The organism is Segeticoccus sp., assembly GCF_035708005.1.
In genome coordinates this window covers 1-25246 of record NZ_DASSTI010000014.1, presented here as the reverse complement: position 1 = coordinate 25246, position 25246 = coordinate 1, and the positions used below count along the sequence as shown (strand labels likewise).

The window sequence follows — 25246 nt, the reverse complement described above, 5'->3', positions numbered from 1 at the left end:
GCGCGTGCCGGCCCTGACGTAGCCTGAGGACATGTCCACCCCCGCGCAGCGGTATGCCGCTGCCCTGGAGAGGTCCCGGTTCGCGGCGAGTGAGGCAGGACGGTTCGCCGCCGGCTACGACTTCCCGCTCGACGACTTCCAGGTCCGCGGGTGCCGGGCGGTGGAGGAGGGACGCGGGGTCCTCGTCGCGGCCCCGACCGGCTCCGGCAAGACCGTGGTGGGGGAGTTCGCGGTCCACCTCGCCCTCCAGACCGGCCGCAAGGCCTTCTACACCACGCCCATCAAGGCCCTGTCGAACCAGAAGTATGCCGACCTGGTGCGTCGCCACGGCGCCGACCGGGTCGGGCTGCTCACCGGGGACGCCTCCGTCAACGGCGAGGCACCCGTGGTGGTCATGACCACCGAGGTGCTGCGCAACATGATGTATGCCGGCTCGACCACCTTGGACGGCCTCGGTTACGTCGTCATGGACGAGGTGCACTACCTCGCCGACCGGTTCCGCGGAGCGGTGTGGGAGGAGGTCATCATCCACCTGCCGGAGTCGGTGCAGGTGATCTCGCTGTCGGCGACGGTCAGCAACGCCGAGGAGTTCGGCGACTGGCTGAAGGAGGTCCGTGGCGCCACCGACGTGATCGTCGAGGAGCACCGTCCGGTGCCGCTGTGGCAGCACATGATGGTCGGCCGGGAGCTGTTCGACCTGTTCCTCGACGAGCAGGGCCGGCCCGGGGACGACATCGACACCGCGCGGGTGAACCCGCGGTTGCTGGAGCAGGTCCGACGCATGGAACGCGGCACCGACCGGCGCGGACGGCTCGAGGACGTCGGCGGCCCGCGCGGGCGCAGGGGCCGGCCCCGCAAGGCACGCGGGGGCGCCCCCGCCGGGCCCGGCGGCTCCCGCGGCGGGTTCTCCGGCCGGTTCGGCGGGCGGCCCAGCCGCGCCGAGGTCATCAACCGCCTGGACCGGGAGGGACTGCTCCCGGCGATCACCTTCATCTTCAGCCGGGCCGGCTGCGACGCCGCGGTGGAGCAGCTCCTGGCGTGGGGGACCCGGCTGATCCCGGACCACGAGGGCCACCGGATCCGGCGGATCGTCGAGGAGCGGGTCAGCGGGATCGCCGACGAGGACCTCGGGGTGTTGGGCTACCCGGACTTCGTCGACGGGCTGACGCGAGGGTTCGCCGCGCACCACGCCGGCATGCTGCCGACCTTCCGGGAGGTCGTCGAGGAGCTGTTCACGCAGGGGCGGATCCGCGCCGTGTTCGCCACCGAGACGCTGGCCCTGGGCATCAACATGCCCGCGCGCACCGTGGTGCTCGAGCGGTTGGTGAAGTTCAACGGCGAGACACACGCCGACATCACGCCCGCCGAGTACACCCAGCTGACCGGACGTGCGGGCCGCCGGGGGATCGACGTCGAGGGGCACGCCGTCGTGCTCGCGGGGCGGGACGTGGACCCGCTCGCCGTCGCCGGGCTGGCCTCGACCCGGACCTACCCGCTGCACTCCAGCTTCCGCCCGACCTACAACATGGCGGTCAACCTGGTGGCCCAGGTCGGTCGGGAGACCGCGCGCGAGATCCTCGAGACGTCCTTCGCGCAGTTCCAGGCGGACCGGGCCGTCGTGGGCCTCTCGCGCCGGGTGCGCCGCAACGAGGACGCGCTGCAGGGCTACGCCGAGGCGATGACCTGCGACCGGGGCGACTTCGCGGAGTATGCCGAGCTCCGTCGCCAGATCACGATGCTGGAGAAGCAGGCCGCCAAACGCAGGTCGGCCAGCCGGCGGGCCGCGGCCGAGCTGAGCCTGGAGCGGCTGCGCCCCGGCGACGTGTTCCGGGTGCTGGCCGGACGTCGGGCGGGCTACGCCGTCGTGGTTCGGGACAGCCACGGCCACAACGGCCACGGCCACCTCCCGACCGTGGTGACCGCCGAGGGCCGGCTGCGGCGGCTGACCCCCGACGAGGTGCCGGGCCCGGTGGAGCCGGTCGCGCACATCGACCTGCCGCGGAACTTCAACGCCCGCAACGTGAAGGCTCGTCGCGACCTCGCCTCCACCGTCCGCGTCAAGGTGCCGCACGACCCGCCGGCAGGTCGCCGCCGGGGCGACTCTGATGACCAGGAACGTGAGCAGGAGGACGGATCGGCCGCCGCGACGGGGGACGTGGCCGGCGAGGTCGCCGAGCTGCGCCGGCAGCTGCGGGCCCATCCGTGCCACGGCTGCCCGGACCGGGAGCAGCACGCTCGGTGGGCCGAGCGGTGGTGGCGGCTGCGCCGGGAGACCGACGGGCTGCAGCGCAAGGTCGAGGGGCGCACGAACTCCGTGGCCCGCACGTTCGACCGGATCTGCGACCTGCTCGGCGAGCTCGGCTACCTCGAGGAGGACGGCACCCGCGTGTCGCCCAGCGGGCAGACGCTGCGCCGGCTCTACACCGAGAAGGACCTGCTCGCGGCCGAGTGCCTGCGCGGTGGCCTGTGGCGGAGGCTCGATCCCGCGGGGCTGGCCGCGGTCGTGTCGATGCTGGTCTTCGAGCCCCGCCGCGACGAGGGTGGCCTGGCTCCGCGCATCCCGAACGACGACGTCGAGGAGGCGCATGACGCGATGCTGCGGGTGTGGGCGCGGCTGGAGGACCGCGAGCGCGCGCACGCCCTGCCGTTGACCGGGGAACCGGATGCCGGCATGGCGTGGATGATGCACCGCTGGGCCAGCGGCGCGCGCCTGGAGACGGTGCTGCGGGACAGCGACATCTCGGCGGGCGACTTCGTGCGCCGGACCAAGCAGGTCGTCGACCTGCTCGGCCAGGTCGCCGACGCGGCGCCGGAGCCGGCCCTGGCCAAGACGGCGCACCGGGCCGTCGACGCCATCCTGCGCGGGGTCGTCGCCGCCGACCGGCTGGACTGACCCGGCATCCGGCCGCGATAGGGGTGCTGGGCGGCCGTCACGCGGGTGCGACGCCGCAAGGGTTGTCGGTGGCACTCGCTAGCGTGGTGCCATGACGGACGCAGCGCTGCCCAAGCCCAAGCTCGACCTGGTCATCCTCGACTGCCCGGACGCGCTGGCGCTCGGCCGCTTCTACGCCGAGGTCCTCGGCTGGGAGCTCGAGGAGGGCTCCGACGCCGACTGGACGACCCTGGTCCCACCCGGCGGGGGAGTGAGCCCGGAGCACCCGGACGGGCGCACGGCCTTGGCCTTCCAGCGGATCGAGGACTGGGTCGAGCCCACCTGGCCGGGTGGGGCCCACCCACAGCAAGCCCACCTGGACCTCTCGGTCCCCGACATCGCGGCCGCCGAGCCCGCCGTGGTCGCCGCCGGCGCCCGGGTGCACGACCGCCAGCCGTCGAAGGACGGCCAGTTCCGGGTCTACCTCGACCCGGCCGGGCACCCGTTCTGCCTGATCAGGGGCTGAAGCGACGCCGGGCTGTTCCCCAGTGGTGGGCAGCCCGGCGTCCGGACCCAGCACGGCAGGGTGCCAGCCGGGCGCCCATGGCCGCGTCAGTGCACGAGGACCGGCGCCGCGCCCTGGGTGTCCTCGTCGTCGCCCACGTGCGACTCCTCACGCTTGCGCGGAAGGAAGAACGCCGGCACGAGCGTGAGGGCCACCAGGAAGGCCGCCACCCAGAAGGTGTGGGCGAAGGCCGCGGCCGCCTGGTCGGCCACCTCGGCGGCCAAGGCCTTGACCGCAGCGGCGGGCGCACCGGCGTGCTGGGAGAGGAACTCGCCCACCGCCGGCAGCTTCCCGGCCAGCGCCTGCAGCTGGGACGGGTCGTGCGTCGTCGTCGCGGCCTGCAGGTACTCCCCGCCCTGGGTGACCAGCGGGTGGCTCTTGAACGCGTTGGTCAGCACGACGGAGAAGGTCGCGACGCCCACCGAGCTGGCGATCTGCTGCGTGATGTTGAGCAGCGTCGAACCCCGCGCCACCTCGTGGTGGGTGAGGGTCTTCAACGCCGACGTCATGATCGGCATCATCGTGGCGCCCATGCCCAGACCCATCACGAACAGCACCGGGATCAGGAAGCCCCAGTGCGAGGAGTCGGCCTGGATCTGGGTGAGGGCGAACATCCCGCCGGTGATGAGCACCAGGCCGAAGGGCACGATCCGCCCGACCGGGATGCGGTCGGCGAGGGCGCCGGCGATGGGCATGGTCAGCATCGCGCCGACGCCCTGCGGCGCGACCAGCCAGCCGGCGTCGAGGGGGGTCTCGCCCTGCACCTGCTGCAGGAACTGCGGCACGAGCAGGAGGCCACCGAAGAAGGCAGCGGCGAAGATGAACATGGTCAGCACCGAGACGCTGAGGTTGCGGTTGCGGAAGAGCCGCAGGTCCAGCAGCGGGTGCCGCGGCGTGAAGCTGTAGAGCACGAACCCGACCATGAGCGCCAGCCCGACGAGGCCGGGTGCCAGCACCTTGACGTTCCCCACGCCCCCCTCACCGGGGATCGAGGACACGCCGTAGAGGAACAGGGCCAGGCCCGGGCTCATCATCAGCATGCCCACGAAGTCGAACGACTCGGACGGCTGCGGGTTGTCCTTCGGGAGCGCGAACCGCGCGTAGACCAGGGCGATCACACCGACCGGCACGTTGATGAGGAAGATCCAGTGCCAGCTGAGGTGGTCGATCAGCCACCCGCCCAGGATGGGGCCGAAGATCGGGCCGAGCAGCATCGGGATGCCGAGGATCGCCATGAGCCGGCCCATCCGGGCCGGGCCGGCGGCGCGGGTCATGATCGTCATGCCCAGCGGCATGAGCATGCCGCCGCCGAGTCCCTGCAGCACCCGGAAGCCGACCAGCATCTCGATCGAGCTTGAGGTGGCGCACAGCGCCGAGCCGATCGAGAAGAGCAGGATGGCCATCATGTAGAGCCGCTTGGTGCCGAAGCGGTCAGCAGCCCACCCGGACAACGGGATCACGGTGGCGAGCGCGAGGGTGTAGCCGGTGACCGTCCAGGCGACGGTGGAGTAGTCGAGCGGCACCCCGCCCTTGGCGAACGCCGTCTGGAACGTGCGGAGCGCGACGTTGACGACGGTGATGTCGAGGATCGACATGATGGCGCCGAGCACGACGACGCCAGCGACCTTCAGGACGGCGGCGTCGATCTTGTCGGGATACTCCACCGCGGTCGTGGCAGGAGCGGACAAGGCGGACCTCTCAGGGTGAGGGAGGGTGTGGAAGGCGACGCCGATGGGCGTCACGGAGAAGCGTAACTCCGCGGCGCTCCCGGCCGCCCCTCAATTTTCCGCGTCCCGGAATGAGATTCGCGTCACGGCGGCGGGCGACACCACCCGCCGCAGCTGTCCGCGACCACGGCGCCCATCGGACAACCCGTCCGCGGGCGAGCGCGCCCGTCAGCGCGCGGCTCTGCCGCCTCCGGAGGCGCTGTGCGCGACGAAGTCGGCGAGCCCCTCGAGCAGTCGCGCCACGTCCTCGTCGCTGGTGTAGGGCGCGAGCCCGATCCGCAGCGCGTGGCTGTCGTCGAGGGCGAGACGCAACGAGGCCTGGTGAGCGTAGAACCAGTCCGCGGGCGCGAGGACCTTGCGCTCGGCGAGGAAGTGGTAGGCGTCGAGCGAGCGCCGGCCGGGGAAGGTCACCAGCAGGGTCGGGGTCCGGTCGGCGGCCCGCGAGTGCAGTACCGCCTCGCCGCCGAGGTCGCACAGGCCGGCCTCGACGACCTGGCGCAGCCGCAGCTCGTGGCGGTCGACGGCGTGCAGGGAGGACCTCAGCTGCTCCCGCCGCTCCGTGGCGTCGCCCGGTGCGAGGGCGGCCAGGACCTCCACCGCTGCCGTGGCCCCGGCCATGATCTCGTAGGGCAGCGTGCCGAACTCGAAACGTTCCGGCACCTCGTTGGTGGACGGCTCGAGCTTGTCCGGGGTGAGGCTCTCCAGCAGCTCCGGTGCCGCCGCGAGCACCGCGCAGTGCGGGCCGAGAAACTTGTAGGGCGAGCAGACGAAGAAGTCGGCGCCGAGCTCCGCGACGTCGACGAACTGGTGGGCGCTGTAGTGCACGCCGTCGACGTAGACCAGTGCCCCGGCGGCGTGCGCCGCGTCCGCGATGCGGCGCACCGGCGGCTTGGTCCCCAGGAGGTTGGAGGCGGCCGTCAGGGCCACCACCCGGGTCCGGTCGGTGATGGCCTCGGTGACGCTGCCCAGGTCGACCTCGGCGGTCTGCGGGTCGAAGTCGATCCAGCGCACCCGTGCCCCGGCCGCGGCGGCGGCCTGGACCCACGGGCTCACGTTGGCGTCGTGGTCCAGCCGGCTCACGACAACCTCGTCACCGCCGCCCCAGCCCTTGGCGAGGTGGCGGGAGAAGTCGTAGGTGAGCTGGGTGGCGCTGCGCCCGTAGACGACGCCCCTCGGGGAGGCACCCAAGAAGTCGGCATAGGCGGCACGGAAGGCCGTCACCGCGTCGTCGGCGTTGACCTCGGACACACCGACCCGGCCGCGGTTCGACAGCGGGCCGGTCAGCACCCGGGCGATCGCCTCGCCGACCTCGCGGGGGGTCTGGGTGCCGCCCGGGCCGTCGAAGTGAGCCAGGCCGGACTGCAGGGAGGGGAAGTGCGCGCGCAGCGCCTCGACGTCGTAGGACATGAAACCCATGGTGCCCGCCGCTCAGTCCGTGCCGAGACGCAGGGAGGCCAGCACCCGGTTCACGGGTGAGCGCACGTCCAGCTCGTCGGCGAGCCCGATCAGCCGCTCGGGGTCGGTCACCGCCGTCGGCAGCGCGCCGTCGACCGCACCCACCGGGGCGTCGCGGGCGACGCGCACCACCTGCGGTGCCGCGTCCAGGTAGTCGGCGGCCTCCTCCAGGTTCTTCCGCCGGGCCCCCTTCAGGTGCGGGTCACCGTCGGCGAGCGCGGCCCGCAGACCCTGCAGGTCGGCATACCGGTTGATGAGCGCGGCGGCGGTCTTCTCACCGATTCCCGGCACGCCCGGAAGCCCGTCGGAGGTGTCGCCGCGCAGGATCGCCATGTCCGCGTAGGCGGCACCGCTGCCGATGCCGTACTTCTCCTCCAGCGCCGCCTGCGTCATCACGTCGGGGGAGCGGACGCCGCCCTTGGCGGTGTAGACGATCCGCACGGGGACCGCGTCGTCGACGAGCTGGAACAGGTCGCGGTCGCCGGTCACGACGTCCACCGCGCCCTTCGCCCGGCTACCCCACTGGTGGGTCAGGGTGCCGATGACGTCGTCGGCCTCGAAGCCGTCCGCGCCCACTCGCGCGATCCCCAGCGCCGCCAGCAGGTCCACGATCATCGGCACCTGGGGCAGCAGGTCCGCGGGGGTGTCCTCCACGGTGTCGCTGCCGTCGAGCAGCCGGTGCGTCTTGTAGGAGGGGATCGCCGCCACCCGGAAGGCCGGTCGCCAGTCGTTGTCCCAGCAGGCGACTAGATGGGTGGGCTGGTAGCGCTCGACCAGGGTCGCGATCATGTCGAGGAATCCGCGGACCGCGTTGTTCGGGGGCGCGCTGCGCGACCGGCGCCGGTCCGGCACACCGTAGAACGCACGGAAGTACAGGCTGGCGGAGTCCAGCAACAGCAGTCGTCGCGGCGGGTCCTCGGTCATGCCGCTCATGCTGCCATCCACGGCATTAGCCTGTGCGCCGTGGAGGACCTGGACCGCAAGATCGTCGACCTGCTCACGCGGGACGGCCGGATGAGCTTCACCGACCTGGGCAAGGCGACGGGGTTGTCCACGTCCGCCGCCCACCAGCGGGTGCGCCGCCTCGAGGAGCGCGGCGTCATCCGCGGCTACACGGCAGTGGTCGACCACAACCAGACGGGCTTTCCCACCAGCGCGCTGATCTCGGTCTCGCCCTTCGACCAGTCGGCCCCGGACGACATCCCCGACCGGCTGCGGGACCTGCCGGAGATCGAGTCCTGCTGGTCGGTGGCCGGCGGGGAGAACTACGTCCTCAAGGTCCGGGTCGGCACGCCTCTGGACCTGGAGGACCTGCTCGCCCGGATCCGCTCTGCCGCGAGCGTGTCCACGCGGACGACGGTGGTGCTGTCCACCCCGTGGGAGGCCCGGCCCCGCTGACTGCTCAGGCAGCGGCCAGGCCGATGGCCCGGGTGGCCGCGGCGAGGCGTGGCGCCGCGGCTGCGGCGGCGCGCTCGGCACCCAGCCGCAGCGCCCGGGTGACCTCCGCCGGGTCCGCCGCAAGCTCGGCATACCGGCTCTGCAACGGTTCCAGCGTGGCCACCACGGCGTCCGCCGTGTCCTTCTTGAGGGCGCCGTAGGAGTGGTATGCCGGTGCCAGCGCAGCCGCGTCCCCGCCGGTGCAGGCCGCGAGCACCTCGAGCAGGTTGCTCACGCCCGGCTTGGCCGCGGGGTCGTAGCGGACCTCGGAGCCCGAGTCGGTGACCGCACGCAGCACCTTGCGACGGACCACGCTGGGGTCGTCCAGCAGCCGGATCACCCCGGCGGCGTCGTCCGGGGCGGACTTGCTCATCTTGGCCGTCGGGTCGGTGAGGTCGCGGATCCGTCCGGCGGTGGCGGCGCGGACGGTCTGCGGGACGACGAACGTCTCCCCGTACGCGCGGTTGAAGCGGATCGCCACGTCCCGGGCGAGCTCCACGTGCTGGTCCTGGTCGCCGCCGACGGGCACCTCGCTGGCGTCGTAGAGCAGGATGTCCGCGGCCATGAGGCAGGCTGCAGGAAGACCGACCCGGTGGGCAGGCCGGAGGCCAGCAGCAGCGTCGCGGTCTCCTGCGTGAGCCGGTGCAGCTGTTCGGGGTCGTGGCGCATCGTCATCGCGTGCAGGTCCGCGACGAAGAAGTAGCCCTGGCCGGGTACGGCCGCGCTGCCCGCGAAGCGCCGCAATGCCCCGAGGTGGTTGCCGAGCGTGAGCCGGCCGGACGGTGTGATGCCGGAGACGGTGGTCATGGAGGAGTCCTCTCGTGTCGTGGGCGTCCCGACGAGGGGCCGTGCCGTGACACGAGAAAGGCCGCCTCGAAGGGGCGGCCGTTCGGATGATGAGCAGGTGGGGCCGCCGGTCAGGCGGGCCACCGCGCGGTGCTCAGGTGCTGGGTCGCGTGATCGAGGGTACGCCGGTCAACGGGCGATCGCGGCAGTGGTCCCACGGGTGAGCGCGAGCAGGTCCGCCGGCGCAAGCTCGACGTCCAGGCCGCGCCGCCCGCCGGAGACCAGGATGGTGGCGAACCCGGTGGCGCTCTCATCCAGGACCGTGGGCAGCTGGCGCTTCTGGCCGAGGGGGGAGATGCCACCGACGACGTAGCCGGTGGTCCGCTCCGCGAGGGCCGGCTCCGCCATGGTGACCTTCTTCTCGGCGAGCTCGGCCGCCATCGCCTTGAGGTCGAGGATGCGCGACACGGGCACGATGCCCACCGCCAGGCGGCGGCTGGCCGACACCAGCAGGGTCTTGAAGACGCGGGCCGGGTCGACGCCGAGTGCCTCGGCGGCCTCCAGCCCGAAGGACGGGGCACCCGCTCGGTGCTCGTAGGTCCGGAGCTCGAACGGGACACCGGCGCGCTCCAGCGCCACGGTCGCCGGGGTGCCTGCGGAGCGGGGGTGTCGGCTCACGCTCCGCAGGATACGGCGGTGGGGCGCCTGCGCTGCAGCAGCGCAGACGCCCCACCGTGGTCGTGTGGTGCCGAACGGTCCGTCAGCGAGCCCGGGCCATGGCGTTGAGGAAGGCCATGCCGCGCGGGCTGCCGAGGCCGGTCACGTCGTCGTAGCCGGCCCGGGTGTAGATCGACCCGGTCTGGTTGAGCGTCCGCAGCGACGTGACGGTCCCGTCAGCGGCATCGAAGCCGTTGACGTAGTCGACGCGCACGACCGCGTCGGTGACCTTCTTGTCGTGGTTGATGTCGCGCAGGCCGTTGTGCCCGTTCATCCGGTAGACGATCGGGTTGACGAAGCCGAGCGGTCCACCGCTGTACTGACCGGCCACCGCCACCATGCCGGCGAACAACGGGCTGGACAGACTGGTCCCACCGATCCGGTACTCGCTGTAGCGGATGGAGCCGTCGGGGAAGGTCTGGCTCTGCCCGACGAGGAAGCCCGTGTTCGGGTCGCCGACCATCGCCACGTCGGGAACGGCCCGCCAGGCACCGTCGTGGAAGTAGTTCGAGATCGACTTCGGCACGACGCCCTTCTGGTACCACGGCTGCTGGAAGAGCTGGCTCGTGCCGCCGCCACCGCCGTAGAGGTAGGCCGGCGGCAGCGGGTCCCAGGCGCCGTTCGTCAGGGTCGACTTGCCGGTGCCCCAGCCCTGCTCGAACTTGTAGTTGTCGCCCCGCCCGACGGCCAGCGACGTGCCACCCACCGCGGTGACGAAGCTGTCGGAGGCCGGCATGTCGGTCTGCCTCGTGCCGCTCGCGGCGATCTCGTCCCCGCTGTCGCCGGAGGAGAACAGCATGCTGATGCCCTCGGCGGCGGCCTGGATGTAGCTCTGGTGCTCCATCCGGATCAGGGCCAGCTCACCGAGGACGTCGTGCTCCGTCTCCCCGTAGGAGTTGGTGACGACATCGGCCAGGCGGTTGTCGACGATCTTGTTGACCGCTGCTCCCAGGTCCACGTCGTAGCAGCTGCGGCCGCCCACGTAGAGGATGTTCGCGCCGGGCGCCATGGCGTGCACGGCCTCGACGTCGAGCGTCTCCTCGCCGTACCACCCCGACGGGCCACAGACCTTCTGGCCGCGGTAGTTCTTGGGCAGGATCTGCCGGAACTGGGAGCTGCGCAGCGGGTGCGCCGGGTCGTTGCGACGGGCGTACTCCTGCGCGTCACCGACGATCCACTTGGAGGCGTAGGCGTCCACGATGGCCACCGTCATCCCACGGCCGTCGTAGCCGCGGTTCACGGCACTGGTCGTGCCGTAGGCACCGCGCAGCTGCGCCGGCTTGTAGCCGCAGGGCGCGTAGGTCAGGGGGTTGAGCCCCTTCACCTGTGGGAGGCTGCTCGCCTTCTTCTGGCCGTAGTACTCCGAACACGGCGGCGCGTTGCGGAACACCGGGTCCGGCGGCGGCAGGGCCGGGGAGGCATCGGTGTGCATCGGCTTGACCACGGCGCTGGTGTCCAGTCCGCCGATGCCGACGATGCTGCCGGCCAAGGTGCTGGGAACGGACAGGGCCGAGGAAGGCGCCGACACGTTCTTGCCGTGCTTGGAGAAGTGCGACAGCTGGGTGTCGAACGCCCGCTGCACCTGTGCCGCCGAACCGCTGAAGGAGATGTAGCGGTGGTTGGCCGGGATCTCGCCGATGGAGAAGCCCTGCGAGCGCAGCCACGAGGTCACCCGGGCCACCTGGGCACTGGTCGGGGCGAACTGCTGGCGCCAGCTGGCGGGGGTGACGAAGTGGCGGTACTGGGAGCTGCTCGGGTCGGAGACTGCCCGCGCGAGCGCTTCGGCACCGGCCGCGTTCCGAAGGGCGAGGACGGCCACCATCTCCTGGGACTGGTTCCCGGCGACCGCACCGGTGCGGGTTGCGTGCGCCGTCCAGCCGGGTGCGTGCTCGACGACGGTGCGGGCTGGTCGCTCCTTGGCCATGGCCATGGCGGGAGTGCTGAGTGCGAGGGCGGTCGCCACGGATGTCCCGATGACGAGGCCCCGCGTGAGTCGAGGGGTCATGGTTGCTCCTGGTAAGGATCCTCGAACGGTGCCCGGACAGGCACCATCGCGAGTCTGCTCCCGTTCAGACGACTCCGCCCCCGGAATCGGCCAACTTCCAGCGGACACACTGCGACCCGCCCGGAATCGTCCGACTGCCTCGGGGCAGACTGGCCCCGTGCCCGCCGCCGATTCCACTCGAGTTCCTGCCGCCGCCCCCGCCGATGGCCACTCCGTCCTCTACCGCGGCGGCTTCGTCTACAGCCCGGTCGACCCCTTCGCCAGCGCGATGGTCGTCGCCGACGGCACGCTGGCCTGGGTGGGCTCGGAGGAGGCCGCGGACACCCACGTCGACACCGTCGGGGAGGTCGTCCAGCTGGACGGCGCCCTGGTCACCCCCGCCTTCGTCGACGCCCACGTGCACACGCTGATGACGGGGCAGGCGCTCGACGGGGTCGACCTGTCCCAGACGCACTCCGTCACCGAGGCGCTGCGGCTCATCGAGACCGCCGCCCGCTACAGCGGAGGGCGTCCCGTCTACGCACACTCCTGGGATGAGACGGGCTGGGCCGAGGGACGCCCCGCGACGAGTGAGGAGCTGGACCGCGCCACCCACGGCGCCCTCGTCTACATGCCCCGCGTCGACGCCCACTCCGCCAGCGTGTCCTCCGCACTGGCCGCGGCAGCCGGCGCGGCCGGCCTCGACGGCTGGGACGGCACCGGGCTGGTGCACCGCGACGCCCACCACGCGGTCCGGGACACCTTCGCCGCCCACCTCACGCCCGCCGACCGCCGCCACTACATCGACCTGGCCCTGCGCGCCGCCGCGGAGGCGGGCATCGGGCTGGTCCATGAGATGTCCGCCCCCCACGTCGGCTCGCCGGATGAGTTGCGCGAGGTGATCGCGGCGGGGGAGCGGGCGGACGGGCCCCAGGTCATGCCCTACTGGGGACAGCTGGTGGCCACGGAGGACGAGGCTCGCGACCTGGTCGCCGAGCTCGGGGTCCTGGGGCTCGCCGGCGACCTGTGTGCCGACGGGTCCCTCGGTTCCCACACCGCCCACCTGCGCCAGCCCTACGCCGACGCGCCCGAGTCGCGTGGCTTCGGGTACCTGTCCGTCGAGCAGATCCGGGACCACGTCGCCGCGTGCAGCCGGGTCGGCGCACAGGCCGGGTTCCACGTCATCGGGGACGCGGCCATCGAGGACGTGGTGGCCGGGCTGCGGGCGGCCGCAAAACTCGTGGGCGTCGAGAGCGTGCGCCGGGCCCGGCACCGCCTCGAGCACGCCGAGGCCCTCACCGCCGACTCGATCGCGGCGCTCGTCGAGTACGGCGTGCACGCCAGCGTGCAGCCCGCCTTCGACGCGGCCTGGGGAGGGGCGACCGGCATGTATGCCGCCCGGCTGGGGGCCGAGCGCGCCCTCGCCAACAACCCCTTCGCCACGATGACTGCTGCCGGACTCTCGCTGGCGCTCGGGTCGGACACGCCGGTCACTCCCTTCGCCCCGTGGGAGGCGATCCGCGCCTGCGTCAACCACCACAACCCCGACCAGCGCATCTCGGCCCGGGCGGCCTTCCTCGCCCACACCCGCGGTGGCTGGCGGGCCGGCGGCGTCGACGACCGGGGGTTCCTGGCCCTGGGCCAACCGGCGAGCTTTGCCGTCTGGCAAGTCGGTGACCTGGTCGTGCAGGCGCCCGACGACCAGATCCAGGCCTGGAGCACCGACCCCCGCTCGGGCACCCCGGGACTTCCGGACCTGTCCCCGGATGCGCCCGCACCGGTGAACCTGCGCACCGTCGTACGCGGACGCACCGTCTTCGACCGGGACGGGGCCCTCACCGCGTAGCCGCCCCTACGACGCCGGAGCGGCCTCCCGCAGCCGCTTCAGCAGCGGTTCGGCAGCTTCCTGCAGGAACCGGTCCTGCCCCTCGTCGCCGACCTGCACGAGCGCGATATCGGTGAACCCGGCCTGCCAGAACGCGGCCACCTTCTCGACGATGGCGTCGAGGTCCGGGCCGCAGGGGATCGACTGCGCCACGTCCTCGGGCCGGACGTAGCTGGTGGCCCCGGCGAAGCTGCGGGTCGTGGGCAGGTCCGAGTTCACGCTCCACCCGCCGCCGAACCATCGGAAGAGCGCGTGCGCCCGCTCCACCGCGGCCTGCTCGTCCGGGTCCCAGCAGATGGGGATCTGCCCGATCGCCTTGGCGCCACGCCCGATCTGTGGTGCGCCGGCGGTGTCGTTCCACCGCTCGATGAGCGAGGCGTCGGGCTCGGTGGTGATCAGGTGGTCGGCCAGTGGCGCGAATCGGCCGACGGAGGTCGGACCGCTGATCGCGATGGCGATCTCCGGTGGCTCATCGGGAAGGTCCCACAGCGTCGCCGAGTCGACCCGGAAGTGCCTGCCCTGGAAGGTGACCAGGTCCCCGGTGAACAGCTCGCGGATCACTTCGACGGCCTCGGTCAGCATGTCGTGGCGCTCGTCCACCGACGGCCAGCGCTGGCCGACGACGTGTTCGTTGAGGTTCTCCCCGGAGCCGAGCCCGAGGATGAAGCGTCCGTCGGCGAGCAGCTGCAGCGTCGCCGCCTTCTGCGCCACCACCGCCGGGTGGTAGCGGATCGTCGGGCAGGTCACGTAGGTCATCAGCCCGACCCGCTCCGTGGCGTGGGCCACCGCGCCGAGCACCGCCCACGCGTACGGCGCGTGGCCCATGCTGTCCAGCCACGGGAAGTAGTGGTCACTGGAGACCTCGAAGTCGAACCCTGCCGACTCGGCGCCGACCGCGTAGCGGACGAGGTCCTGGGGACCGCTCTGTTCGGTCATCAGGGTGTAGCCGAAGCGTGTCACGTCCCGCCACCTACCCGGCGCGCACGGCGGATATGGGCCCTGTCGGCGCCCTTGTCGGCGTGTCGCTCGCAACACGCCGAAAAGTGAGCAAAGTCTTGCCCAGAACGTCGGACGACCGACCGGGCCCTGACCTGCGCTTTTCCACATCTTCGCAGGTCAGGGGGCAGTTGACAGAAGTCCGGTGGCGGGTAAGTTCTTGCCCGTTGTCCGTCACGGCTCCCCAGCTTTGCTCAGTGGGCCGGGACGGGTGCGGCCCGGGATCCAGGGCGGCTTGCGCGCGCAGCCGCCGTGCAGCCAGATCCGCGGGACTGCGTCCGACTGGATCCGCCGAGCTGGCGGAGACGGGCAGCGGCAGGGCCCGCGTGCTCAGTAGACAACAGCGGTGAGTCGGCATCCGGTCGGCGCGCGGCTGGACCCAACGGCGACGCGGGCTCTGTCGTCATATTCGGGCTCTCTCCTCCCCACTCCGGGGACCGGACCGCCGAGGGCGTCGTCCGCGCCGCTCCCGTGGGTCTCGGACCCAGTCCGGTGGCTTAACCTTGCGGGGTGCTGCCCCGGTCGTTGCTCGCTGTCCTCTCGGGCCTTGCGATCTGGCTGGCTTTCCCCTCCGCCAACCTCTGGCCGCTGGCCATCGTCGGCGTCGCCCTGCTCGCGCTGGCGACCCGTGGCGCGAGCGCGTGGCAGGGCCTGCTCTACGGCTTCCTCAGCGGGGCGGCCTGCTTCCTCCCGCTGCTGCACTGGACGGGGATCTACGTCGGTGACCTGCCGTGGGTGGCCCTGTGCGTCGCCGAGTCCCTCTACATCGCCGTCCTGGGGCTGGGCTCCGCCCTCGTCCAGCGGGTCCCTTCCATGGCCGGCCCCGAGCGGGTGCGGCCGGTCGCCATCGCCCTGCTGTGGGTTGGTGAGGAGTGGCTGCGAGCGCGCGTGCCGTTCGGCGGGTTCCCTTGGGGGCGTCTGGGATTCAGCCAGGCCGACTCGCCGCTGGCGCACTTGGCGGCCTGGGCGGGCGCGCCGGCCGTCACCTTCGGCGTGGCCCTGGCCGGCGGGGTGCTCGCCGCCGCGCTGGCCCGTGGCTACCGGGGGCACCACGCCCAGGCACTCGGCATACGGCGGGTGCGGGCCTGGGCGACGCTGCCGGGGCTGGCCCTCACGGCGGCCATCGTCGCTGCGCCGCTGCTGATCACGCTGCCGACCAACGGTCCTCGGGCGCAGGTGATGGGGATCCAGGGCAACGTGCCCACGGCCGGTCTGGACTTCAACGCCCAGCGCCGCGCCGTGCTGGACAACCATGCGCGGGTGACCCGCACGGCCGCGAAAGCGGTCCGCGCGGGCAAGCTCGCGCGCCCCGACCTGGTGGTCTGGCCGGAGAACTCCTCCGACATAGACCCGATCCAGAACGCCGACGCCGCCGCCGAGATCCACCGGGTCGTGCAGGACATCGACGCCCCGCTGATCATCGGCGCGGTCCTCAACGGCCCCGCCCCCTACGTGTCCAACGCCAGCCTGCTCTACCGACCGGGCAAGGGGCTGACCGGCCGCTACATCAAGCGGCACCCGGTGCCGTTCGCGGAGTACATCCCCTACCGCTCCTTCTTCCGGCACTTCAGCGACAAGGTGGACCTGGTGCGACGCGACTTCATCGCGGGCACCAAGGTCAAGGTCTTCGACGTGCCCTCCCGTCATGCGGGGGAGATCAAGGCCGGACCCATCATCTGCTTCGAGATCGCCTACGGCCCGCTCGTGCGGGACACCGTCCGGGCCGGCGCCAACCTGCTCGTGGTCCAGACCAACAACGCCACCTTCGGCTACACCGCCGAGTCCGAGCAGCAGCTGGCGATCTCCCGGATCGAGGCGATCGCGCACGCCCGCTCCATCGTGCACGTTTCCACCGTCGGGGTGAGCGCCCTGGTCACCCCGGACGGCCGGGCCCACGAGAAGACGTCCCTGTTCACCCCGGCCGTGCTCTCCGGAGGCCTGCCGCTGCGCACCCAGCTGACCGTCGCCGACCGGCTCGGGGCGTGGCCGGAGACCGGCGCGTCGGCCCTGGCCGCCCTGCTCGTGCTCGGCGCGGCGATCTCCGGCCGCGCCGATACGCTGGGCCGAAAGGGGCACCGGCGACCGGCGAGGGGTGAGGCACGCAGATGACCGACACGACGAAGGCTCCGGCGGACACCGGCCCGCGCCCTGCGGTGGGCCGGGTCCTGGTCCTGGTCCCGACCTACAACGAACGGGAGAACCTGCCGCGCATCGTCGACCGGGTGCGCCGGGCGGTGCCCGCCGCGGACCTGCTCGTCCTGGACGACAACTCCCCGGACGGCACGGGCGAGGTGGCCGACAAGCTCGCGGCGTCCGACGACCAGGTCAACGTCCTGCACCGCGCCGCCAAGGAAGGTCTTGGCGCGGCCTACCTCGCGGGCTTCCGGTGGGGGCTGGAGAACGGCTACGACGCGCTCGTGGAGATGGACGCCGACGGCTCACACCAGCCGGAGCAGCTACCCGCCCTCCTCACGGCCCTCGCCGACGCCGACGTCGTGCTCGGGTCCCGTTGGGTGCCGGGCGGCTCGGTGGTCAACTGGCCGTTGCAGCGCGAGCTGCTCAGCCGCGGCGCGAACCTCTACACCCGGCTCCTGCTCGGGATGCCGGTGGGCGATGCGACCGGCGGCTACCGCGTCTACCGGGCCTCCGCCCTGCGGCTGATGGACCTGCACCAGGTCGCCTCCCAGGGCTACTGCTTCCAGGTCGACCTCGTATGGCGCGCGCTCAGCCGCGGGCTCACGGTCACCGAGGTGCCCATCGAGTTCGTCGAGCGGGAGATCGGGCAGTCCAAGATGAGCCGCGACATCGTGCAGGAGTCGCTGCTGCGCGTCACGGCGTGGGGGCTGCGCCGGCGGACGACCCAGCTGGTCGCGCTCGGGCGCCGTGTGAAGAGGGAGCCCAGGTGGCACCGGCTGGACCGGTAGAGCCACCGGGCGGTTCCCACCGGTCCGGCGGATGGTCGTCGGCCGGCGGCCCGCCGCCACGGCCACCACGGCCCCCTCGGAGCCGTCCGCGCTGGCTGCGCTACGTCTTGGCGGCGCTGCTGCTGGTCCCACTGGCCGAGATCGTGGTGATCATCGTGGTCTGGCAGGCCATCGGCGGCTGGTGGACGATCCTGCTGCTGCTCTTCTGGTCGCTGGTCGGGGCGGTGCTGGTCCGCCGCGAGGGCTCGCGGACGTGGGCCGCGCTGCGGGAGGCGGTCAGGACCGGCACGATGCCGGCCAAGGAGCTCGCCGACGCCGCGCTCGTCCTCGTCGGCGGCACTGTGCTGCTGGTCCCCGGCTTCATCACGGATGCCGTCGGGCTGTTCCTCATCCTGCCGTTCACGCGCCCGCTCACCCGGCACTGGCTGCAGGCTGCGGTCGAGCGCCGGCTGTGGCGGCGCACCGGCGTCATCCGCGGGGACTCCTCCTGGTGACCCGCTCTCCGCCGGACATGAGGCGGCCCCCGCTCCGGGAGGGGAATACCGGAACGGGGGCCGCGGGTGGCGCCGCCTGGCGAATGCTCAGGCGGTGCGCTTGCCACGCGGCTTCTCGCCGCGCGATTCGCGAAGCAGCGTCAGACGCTCTTCGAGCAGTTCCTCGAGCTCCGGGATGGACCGACGCTCGAGCAGCATGTCCCAGTGGGTGCGGACGGGCTTGACCGGCTTGCGCTCCGGTTCGGGCCCGTCGATGAGCTTGGCCTCCCGGCCGCAGCGGCACTCCCACAGCGGTGGGATGTCCGCCTCGACGGAGAAGGGCAGCTCGCTGATGTGCCCCTCGGCGCACTGGTAGCGCGAGATACGACGCTCCGAGAGCACCACGTTCTCGTCGCTCTCCATCGACAGCATGCTGAGGTTGGTGCCACGTAGTGAACGTTCTGCCATGGTGATCTCCTTGCCTTCCGCCCCGGGGATGCCCATGCAGCTCCCCTGCAGGGCTCTCACCCGGCACAACGACGTCGTGTCGGCCAATGTTCCGATCTCACAAAGATGTACCCAAGTGTTGCCGGGATCACACCAACAAAGGCTCCCGAGGGTGTATGGCGCGCACGCAGCCTGTGCTCAGCAAGCCCCCAGCCCCGGCCGTGGTGCGCCGACCCGGCGCGGTCGGCGGACGGTCAGACCACGGCGGGCACGGCGTTGCCTGCGGCCAGGATCCCCTCCCGCATCCGCACCCGGGACAGCAGCCACCCACCGACGGCGAAGAAGACCACCAGCGCCACGATCGACCACCGGTAGGAGTGCGCGAACTGGTAGACGAGGCCGAAGAGCAGCGTCCCGAACCAGCTCGTGCCCCGCTCCATCGCCTGGTAGAGGCTGAAGAACTCCGACTCGCGTCCGCGGGGTACCAGCTGGCTGTACAGCGAGCGGGAGAGCGCTTGGCTGCCGCCGAGGACGACCCCGATCAGGACGGCGAGCACCAGCCAGACGGTGAACGCTCCGGCGGGGACGAAGAAGGCGAAGGCCACCACGGCGGTCCACATCACGAGGCTGCCCAGCACGACCCGCCAGGCACCGAAGCCCGCCGCGAGGCGCCCGAACAGGACGGCGCCGCCGAAGGCGACGAACTGCACCAGCAGGATGGTGATGATCAGCTGGCTGTCGCTGAAGCCGAGCTCCTGCTTGCCGTAGAGGCTGGAGGAGCCGATCACCGTCTGGATGCCGTCGTTGAAGAACAGGTAGGCGAGGAGGAAGAGCAGCGTCTGCGGGTAGAGCCGCAGTTCACGCAGGGTGCTGGCCAGCTGCTCGAGGCTGCCCCCGACGACGCCTGCCTGCCGGTCGACGGGGGTGGCGGTGGTGCCGCGCAGGTCGCGCAGCCCCAGCAGCGGGATGAGCGTGAAGCCGAACCACCACACCCCGGCGGAGAGCAGGCTCACCCGGATCGCCAGCTCGTAGGACAGCCCGAGATGCCGGTAGCCGCTGAGCAGGCCGAGGTTGAGGGCGAGCAGCAGACCCCCGCCGAGGTAGCCCAGCGCCCACCCGCGGCTGGAGACGCGGTCCCGGTCGTCGGGCGGGGAGATCCGGATCAGCAGCGCGTCGTAGACGATGAGCGACGCGCCCAGGCACAGGTTGGCCACGATGAGCAGCGCCACGCCGAGCTGCCAGCGTGTGCCGGCCACGAAGAACATCAGCGATGCGGCGACCGCCCCCGCCCACGCGAAGCCCCCGAGCAGCCAGGTGGGTCGCGGGGAGCGGTCGGCGACGGCACCGATGAACAGCAGCACGATCGCCGACACGATGGTGGACACGGTGATCGTGTACGGCGCCAGTGACCCCGCGGCGATCGGTATGCCGAGCACGTGCAGCGGGGTGCGGCAGTCGCCGCCGCTCGGCAGGCCCGGGCAGGCGGCGCGCGTGGCGACAGCGGTGAGGTAGGGGGAGAACAGAACGGTCGAGGTCGTGGTGACGTAGGCCGAGTTGGCCCAGTCGTAGAAGTACCAGGAGCGCTGGTGGCGGCGGGTGTGCGGCGACCTGGGCTCGAGGTCCCGCTCCTGCCGCAGCTGTGTCATGGCAGGAGGGTCGCACACGCGCGCCCGCCGGTGAGGCACGCGCGGCGGATTTGAGTACCCGTACTCACCTCCGGCGCGGTCGCGGTCGTCGGCGACGCAGGACGTGGGCCAGGACCGGGGCGGCGAGCAGCATCACGAGCAGGCGCACCACCTGGGTGGCGAGGACGAAGGTGACGTCCGAGCCGCTGTCGACGGCAGTCGCGAGTACGGCATACAGGCCGCCCGGGGTGGTCGCGAGGTAGGCGTCGAGCGGGGCGACGCCCACGGCGTGGGAGAGCACCCAGCCCATGCCGGCGCAGGCCGCGATCAGCGCGAGGATGAGGCCCAGGGCGAGGGGCAGCAGCCGCGCGATGCTGCGCAGGCTGTCCCGGGTGAAGCGCAGCCCGACCTGCAGGCCGATGAGCAGGTAGGCCAGGTCCTGCACCGGCACGGGGACTCCTCCCGTCCCGAAGACGCCGGCGACCGCGAGCACGACCGCCACGAGCAGCGGCCCCAGCAGGGAGCCGGCCGGCACGTGGGCGACCCGGGCGAGGGGCAGGCCGACCGCCACCGCGACCACGGTGAACAGCAGCCCCAGCGCCGGGCTGCTCGCACTGGAGGGCGCGGCGCCGTGCTGCTGGGCGGCGGGGTGGAAGACGGTCGCAGTCACCAACGGCATGGCGAGCAGCACGAGCAGGACCCGGAGGTACTGCACCACGGTGACGACGCGGTCGTCCGCACCGAGCTCGTGGGCGAGGGCGGTCATACCGGAGGCGCCGCCCGCGACCATGGCGAAGGCCCCGGTGGTGGCGCTGACGTCGCGGTGGACGCGCAGCACCTGCCCGGCGAGCACGCTCAGCACGAGGGTGCCCAGCGTGACGGCGAGGATCGGTGCCCAGTCGGCGAAGGCGCCGCGCAGCGTCTGGGGGCTGACGAGCCCCCCGATCGTGGCGCCGACCAACGCCTGGCCGGCGGTGAACGTCGGAGGCGGCAGCGTCGGCGGGCTCGACACCGTGAGCGCGCCCGCCATCCCGCCGAGGAGGGCACCGAAGAGCACGGGGGAGGGCAGGCCGAGCAGCTGGAACAGCGCCCACGCCGCGACCGTCGCGACCGCGGCGACCACTCCTCCGCGGAAGGGACCGGAGGAGGGCAGCGACGGCACCGGCACAGGCTACGACCGGCCGGCCCCCACAGACGCCGGTGACCACCGAACGGACTCGTCAGTAACCCTTGCCGGAGGCGGGCACCTGGGTTACCGTCGAGGTTCCACGACAGATCGACGATTGGAGGTCTGCATGAGGAGACCACGCCGATCGCGTCACGAACCGGAGGGTCCGTGACTGAATCGTCTGTCGCTGTGGGTGTCGAGTCCTCTCGGCACCCACAGCTCTGTCCGGGGCCGCGCCGCGCACGTGCCGGCGGGCTCACTCCCCGGTGAGCGCCTCGATCAGCTGTCCCAGGCCCCGGCGCCGGGCGAGGAATCGGTCGCGGCGGGCGGGAGGCCATGACGTCCTCCACCGGCACGTCGGCGACCTAGGATCGCCGGGTGACGATACCGCCTGCCGACCCCTGCTCATCGGATCCCGGCTTGGCGCCGGACTGTGCCCGTTGCTTCGGATTGTGCTGCGTCGCCTTGCCGTTCGCGCGTTCTGCCGACTTCCCCGAGGACAAGCCGGCGGCGCAGCCGTGCCGGCACCTGCAACCTGACTTCGCGTGCGGCATACATCCGGGGCTGCGGCAGGAGGGCTGGAAGGGCTGCACCGTCTTCGAGTGCTTCGGAGCCGGGCAGCAGGTCTCCCAGGTCACCTTCGGTGGCATGTCGTGGCGGGACGCCCCCGATACCGCCTCGCGGATGTATGCCGTGTTCGGCGTCGTACGGCAGCTGCACGAGATGCTGTGGTACCTCCGCGAGGCGGAGGAGCTGGACGGGGGCAGGGCCGCGCCCGTGCGCGAGGAGCTCCACGGGCTGGTGGCTTCCTCGCCGGAGGCACTGGAGGCGCTGGATGTCACGGAGCTGCGGGCGCGGGTCGGCGCGGTGCTGCACGAGGTCAGCGCGCGGCACCGCCGGGGCACCCGGGGGACGCCGACGCACGACAGGGGGCGGGCCCCCGGAAGGCGCCGGGGGCCGCGCCTCGAGCCGGGTGCCGATCTGCTCGGCGCCGACCTGCGCGGCCGGGACCTGCGGGCGGTCGACCTGCGCGGGACCTACCTGATCGCCGCGGACCTGCGGGGCAGCGACCTGCGTCGCGCCGACCTGCTGGGCGCCGATCTGCGCGACGCCCGGCTCGAGGGGGCCGACCTGGGCGAGGCGCTCTTCCTCACCCAGCCGCAGGTGAACGCCGCCCACGGCGACGCGCGGACGCGACTGCCCGGGCGGCTGCGCCGCCCGGCCCACTGGGCGTGAGCGCATGGCAGGGTGGGCCCATGCCGCTGCGACGCATGACGGGGTGGTTCGGCATCGTCCTGGACGCGCCCGACCCCCGTGCCCTGGCGCACTTCTACGAGCGACTCCTGGGCTGGACCGTCTTCGACGAGGCCGATGACTGGTGCAGCCTCGCCCCGTCGAAGGACGCGGGCTACAACCTCGCGTTCCAACGCGAGACCCACTACGTCCGCCCCGTGTGGCCGGCGCAGCCGGGACAGCAACAGATGTCCGTGCACCTCGACTTCGGCGTCGACGACCTGGCTGCTGCCACGGAGCAGGCGGTCCAGTGCGGCGCCGAGGCCGCGGACCATCAGCCTCAGGACGACGTGCGGGTGATGCTCGACCCCGCCGGGCACCCGTTCTGCCTCTACCTCGACCTCGAGGGCTGAGGGGCGCCGGTCATGGCCACGGTGGCGATCGTCGGTTGCGGAGCCATGGGGTCCGACCAGGTCGCCGCGATGAGTGAGCTCGACGTGGAGGCGGCACGGGTCGGTGCGCGGCACGGCGTGCCCACGCCGGTCATCTCCACCGTGGCTGGTCTCATCCGCGCGCGTGAGCACCGCCTCTTGCCCGCCTCGCGGGATGCCCGGACGGCGATCCGCCGATGACGCACGGGGCGGTGCCGACGACTCCCGGACCGGCGAGCGATGCGGACGTGCCGGCATACCTGCGGGCGCTGGGGGTGCCAGGACTGGCGGACGTGCACGTCCACTTCCTTCCGGCGCCGATGTTGCGCAAGGTGTGGCGCTACTTCGACGGAGCCGAGAAGTACTACGGACGCGCCTGGCCGGTGCGCTACAAGGTCGACGAGGACGAACGCCTGCGGCTGCTCCGGTCGTTCGGCCTGAGGGCCATTCCGGCGCTGGCCTACCCGCACAAGCCGGGGATGGCGCAGTGGCTCAACGACTGGGGCGCCGACTTCGCCCGGCGCGTCCCGGATGCGCTGCACTGCGCCACCTTCTACCCCGAGCCCGGCGCCGCCGACTACGTCTCCCGGGCGCTGGACCAGGGCGCCGAGCTGTTCAAGGTGCACGTTCAGGTCGGGCGGTTCTCGCCGGACGATCCGCTGTTGGAGCAGGTGTGGGGCCTGCTCGAGCAGCACCGCGTGCCGACCGTCATCCACGCCGGGTCGGGCCCGCTGCCCGGGAGGGACACCGGGCCCGGACCCGTGCGCCGGGTGCTGGAACGCTGCCCGGAGCTGCCCCTCGTGATCGCCCACCTGGGCATGCCGGAGTACCACGAGTTCGCCGACCTGGCTGAGGAATTCGCTCGGGTGCACCTCGACACGACCATGGTCGGGACCGATTTCACCAACGAGTTCGCCCCGCTGCCGGGCGACTACGTGGACCGGCTCCCGGCCCTGGTGGACCGGATCGTCCTCGGCTCGGACTTCCCGAACATCCCGTACCCCTACGCGCACCAGCTCCAGGCGTTGGCCCGGCTCGGCCTGGGCGATGACTGGATGCGGAAGGTGCTCTGGGTGAATGGTGCCCGGCTCCTTGGCATCCGGGAGGCCGGGCCCACCGAGGCGTGAGCTGGGGCTGGGGACACCTCCTGCGGCCGCGGCCCCGGGACCGGCAGGCTTCCGGCATGCGCACCACCATCGATGACGTCCCCGTCCTGACCGACGACGACCTCCTCCGACGCAGTCGGCCACGGGTGTCCTACGGTGAGGACCCATGACACCAGGGACCGACATCGAGCTGACCGGCCATGCGGGCAAGCTCCACGCGCTCCGGTGGCTGCCCACCGGCGATCCGACATACGTCGCCCTGCTCTGCCATGGCTACGGCGAGCACATCGGTCGCTACGAGTGGGTCGCGAGCCGGTTGGCTGCGGACGGTGCGGTCGTCTACGGTCTGGACCACGTCGGGCACGGGCAAAGTGAGGGGGACCGGGTCCTCATCGGGGACTTCGAGCCGGTGGTGGACGACGTCCACGGCCTCGAGCAGTGTGCCCGGTCAGAGCACCCCGGGCTGCCCGTCGTGCTCATCGGGCACTCCATGGGCGGCATGATCGCCGCGCGCTATGCCCAGCGGTATGGCGAGTCGCTGGCCTGCGCGGTCCTGTCCGGACCCGTGATCGGCCGGTGGGACGCGGTAACCCAGCTGCTGGCGGCCGACGAGATCCCGGACACGCCGATCGACCCCGCGACGCTGTCCAGGGACCCAAGCGTTGGGGACGCCTACGTCGCCGACCCGTTGGTGTGGCACGGTCCGTTCAAGCGGCCGACGCTGGAGGCGATGAATGCCTGCCTCGCCACGATCACCAAGGCCGGCCCGGTCGAGTCCACCCCGGTCCTGTGGCTGCACGGCGCGGAGGATCCGCTCGTGCCCTACGACGGCAGCGCACAGGGCTGGCAGACGCTGGCGGGTCAGCGGTCGGAGGCGAAGTCCTACCCCGGCGCCCGCCACGAGATCTTCAACGAGACCAACAAGGAGCAGGTGCTGGGCGATGTCCTGACCTTCGTCCATGCGCACCTGTCCGGGAGGAGCCACCCATGACCGTTCTCGAATCAGCGATTCCGCGGTTCCACCTGGCGGTGCCGGTGGACGACCTGGCGGCGGCCCGGCACTTCTACGGTGAGGTCCTGGGCCTGGAGCAGGGGCGCAGCGCCGACAGGTGGGTGGACTGGAACCTGCACGGGCACCAGTTCGTCACCCACCTGGCGCCGGCGTCGGGAGAGCGGGCACACAACGCGGTGGACGGGCACGACGTCCCGGTGCCGCACTTCGGCCTGCTGCTCACCGTGCCGGAGTTCCACCGGCTGGCCGAGCGTCTGAAGGAGGCAGGCACCGAGTTCGTCATCGATCCGTACCTGCGCTTCGCGGGCCAGCCCGGCGAGCAGTGGACGATGTTCCTGCTCGACCCATCGGGAAACGCCTTGGAGTTCAAGGCGTTCGCCGACGATTCGCAGGTCTTCGCCGT

General features: G+C 72.1%; 23 protein-coding genes and 1 pseudogene. 13 read left to right on the top strand and 11 right to left on the bottom strand.

Annotated elements, in window-relative coordinates:
* The first annotated feature begins 31 nt into the window (after nucleotides 1–31).
* Together VFL99_RS01350 and VFL99_RS01345 are read left to right on the top strand one after the other, a co-directional pair.
* Complete coding sequence (locus tag VFL99_RS01350) at nucleotides 32–2893, top strand: DEAD/DEAH box helicase (protein WP_325104521.1); 2862 nt, start codon at nucleotides 32–34, stop codon at nucleotides 2891–2893.
* Between the two features lie 91 nt (nucleotides 2894–2984).
* On the top strand, nucleotides 2985–3398 hold the full coding sequence (locus tag VFL99_RS01345; RefSeq protein WP_325104520.1) for a VOC family protein: 414 nt from the start codon (nucleotides 2985–2987) through the stop codon (nucleotides 3396–3398).
* Between the two features lie 86 nt (nucleotides 3399–3484).
* Here VFL99_RS01345 and VFL99_RS01340 read toward each other — a convergent pair whose 3' ends face one another.
* The 3 genes from VFL99_RS01340 to VFL99_RS01330 all read right to left on the bottom strand — a co-directional run bounded on the left by VFL99_RS01340 (nucleotide 3485) and on the right by VFL99_RS01330 (nucleotide 7543).
* Nucleotides 3485–5125, bottom strand: coding sequence for a DHA2 family efflux MFS transporter permease subunit (locus VFL99_RS01340; protein ID WP_325104519.1), 1641 nt, complete (start codon nucleotides 5123–5125; stop codon nucleotides 3485–3487).
* Between the two features lie 207 nt (nucleotides 5126–5332).
* Nucleotides 5333–6571 (bottom strand): cysteine desulfurase-like protein, encoded by a 1239-nt coding sequence (locus tag VFL99_RS01335; RefSeq protein WP_325104518.1) that lies wholly within the window; start codon nucleotides 6569–6571, stop codon nucleotides 5333–5335.
* 21 nt (nucleotides 6572–6592) lie between these two features.
* Entirely contained in the window at nucleotides 6593–7543 is a 951-nt protein-coding gene (locus VFL99_RS01330) for a 5'-3' exonuclease (protein WP_325104532.1), read from the bottom strand.
* Between the two features lie 39 nt (nucleotides 7544–7582).
* On the opposite strand from VFL99_RS01330, the gene VFL99_RS01325 reads away from it, so the two are divergent.
* Nucleotides 7583–8017, top strand: coding sequence for an Lrp/AsnC family transcriptional regulator (locus tag VFL99_RS01325; RefSeq protein WP_325104517.1), 435 nt, complete (start codon nucleotides 7583–7585; stop codon nucleotides 8015–8017).
* A gap of 4 nt (nucleotides 8018–8021) precedes the next feature.
* Here the strand turns inward: VFL99_RS01325 and VFL99_RS01320 are convergent, their stop codons facing one another.
* From VFL99_RS01320 to VFL99_RS01310, 4 genes and pseudogenes are all read right to left on the bottom strand, one after another.
* A complete protein-coding gene (locus VFL99_RS01320; protein WP_325104516.1) occupies nucleotides 8022–8621 on the bottom strand; it encodes a tryptophan--tRNA ligase in 600 nt (199 codons plus the stop codon).
* Nucleotides 8622–8707: 86 nt separating this feature from the next.
* Nucleotides 8708–8863: pseudogene (locus VFL99_RS18330) on the bottom strand (tryptophan--tRNA ligase); the annotation flags it as partial.
* Nucleotides 8864–9031: 168 nt separating this feature from the next.
* Entirely contained in the window at nucleotides 9032–9520 is a 489-nt protein-coding gene (ybaK, locus tag VFL99_RS01315) for a Cys-tRNA(Pro) deacylase (protein WP_325104515.1), read from the bottom strand.
* Between the two features lie 82 nt (nucleotides 9521–9602).
* Nucleotides 9603–11564 (bottom strand): S53 family peptidase, encoded by a 1962-nt coding sequence (locus VFL99_RS01310; protein ID WP_325104514.1) that lies wholly within the window; start codon nucleotides 11562–11564, stop codon nucleotides 9603–9605.
* 157 nt (nucleotides 11565–11721) lie between these two features.
* Here VFL99_RS01310 and VFL99_RS01305 point away from each other — a divergent pair, with 157 nt between their 5' ends.
* On the top strand, nucleotides 11722–13389 hold the full coding sequence (locus VFL99_RS01305) for an amidohydrolase (RefSeq protein ID WP_325104513.1): 1668 nt from the start codon (nucleotides 11722–11724) through the stop codon (nucleotides 13387–13389).
* 6 nt (nucleotides 13390–13395) lie between these two features.
* On the opposite strand, the gene VFL99_RS01300 is transcribed toward VFL99_RS01305, so the two are convergent.
* Entirely contained in the window at nucleotides 13396–14388 is a 993-nt protein-coding gene (locus VFL99_RS01300; protein WP_325104512.1) for an LLM class F420-dependent oxidoreductase, read from the bottom strand.
* A 546-nt stretch (nucleotides 14389–14934) separates the two neighbouring features.
* Here VFL99_RS01300 and lnt point away from each other — a divergent pair.
* From lnt to VFL99_RS01285, 3 genes are all read left to right on the top strand, one after another.
* Nucleotides 14935–16533 carry an apolipoprotein N-acyltransferase gene (gene lnt, locus VFL99_RS01295; protein ID WP_325104511.1) on the top strand — a complete coding sequence of 533 codons (1599 nt, stop codon included), beginning with the start codon at nucleotides 14935–14937 and terminating at the stop codon, nucleotides 16531–16533.
* Entirely contained in the window at nucleotides 16530–17348 is an 819-nt protein-coding gene (locus VFL99_RS01290; RefSeq protein WP_325104510.1) for a polyprenol monophosphomannose synthase, read from the top strand. The genes lnt and VFL99_RS01290 overlap by 4 nt, the downstream gene beginning before the upstream one ends.
* Nucleotides 17349–17455: 107 nt before the next feature.
* On the top strand, nucleotides 17456–17842 hold the full coding sequence (locus VFL99_RS01285; RefSeq protein ID WP_325104509.1) for an FxsA family protein: 387 nt from the start codon (nucleotides 17456–17458) through the stop codon (nucleotides 17840–17842).
* Between the two features lie 87 nt (nucleotides 17843–17929).
* Here the strand turns inward: VFL99_RS01285 and VFL99_RS01280 are convergent, their stop codons facing one another.
* From VFL99_RS01280 to VFL99_RS01270, 3 genes are all read right to left on the bottom strand, one after another.
* Entirely contained in the window at nucleotides 17930–18289 is a 360-nt protein-coding gene (locus tag VFL99_RS01280) for an RNA polymerase-binding protein RbpA (RefSeq protein WP_325104508.1), read from the bottom strand.
* A 233-nt stretch (nucleotides 18290–18522) separates the two neighbouring features.
* Nucleotides 18523–19914: an MFS transporter gene (locus VFL99_RS01275; protein ID WP_325104507.1), complete on the bottom strand. Its 1392-nt coding sequence runs from the start codon at nucleotides 19912–19914 to the stop codon at nucleotides 18523–18525.
* 64 nt (nucleotides 19915–19978) lie between these two features.
* A complete protein-coding gene (locus VFL99_RS01270) occupies nucleotides 19979–21055 on the bottom strand; it encodes an AbrB family transcriptional regulator (protein WP_325104506.1) in 1077 nt (358 codons plus the stop codon).
* Between the two features lie 471 nt (nucleotides 21056–21526).
* On the opposite strand from VFL99_RS01270, the gene VFL99_RS01265 reads away from it, so the two are divergent.
* The 6 genes from VFL99_RS01265 to VFL99_RS01240 form a co-directional block, all read left to right on the top strand.
* Entirely contained in the window at nucleotides 21527–22297 is a 771-nt protein-coding gene (locus VFL99_RS01265) for a pentapeptide repeat-containing protein (RefSeq protein ID WP_325104505.1), read from the top strand.
* A gap of 20 nt (nucleotides 22298–22317) precedes the next feature.
* On the top strand, nucleotides 22318–22707 hold the full coding sequence (locus VFL99_RS01260) for a VOC family protein (RefSeq protein WP_325104504.1): 390 nt from the start codon (nucleotides 22318–22320) through the stop codon (nucleotides 22705–22707).
* A gap of 12 nt (nucleotides 22708–22719) precedes the next feature.
* Nucleotides 22720–22926: a hypothetical protein gene (locus VFL99_RS01255; protein ID WP_325104503.1), complete on the top strand. Its 207-nt coding sequence runs from the start codon at nucleotides 22720–22722 to the stop codon at nucleotides 22924–22926.
* A complete protein-coding gene (locus VFL99_RS01250; protein ID WP_325104502.1) occupies nucleotides 22923–23852 on the top strand; it encodes an amidohydrolase family protein in 930 nt (309 codons plus the stop codon). The genes VFL99_RS01255 and VFL99_RS01250 overlap by 4 nt, the downstream gene beginning before the upstream one ends.
* A 145-nt stretch (nucleotides 23853–23997) precedes the next feature.
* A complete protein-coding gene (locus tag VFL99_RS01245; protein WP_325104501.1) occupies nucleotides 23998–24822 on the top strand; it encodes an alpha/beta hydrolase in 825 nt (274 codons plus the stop codon).
* On the top strand, nucleotides 24819–25246 hold a 428-nt coding region (locus VFL99_RS01240), incomplete at its 3' end, for a VOC family protein (protein ID WP_325104500.1). The genes VFL99_RS01245 and VFL99_RS01240, both read left to right, overlap by 4 nt.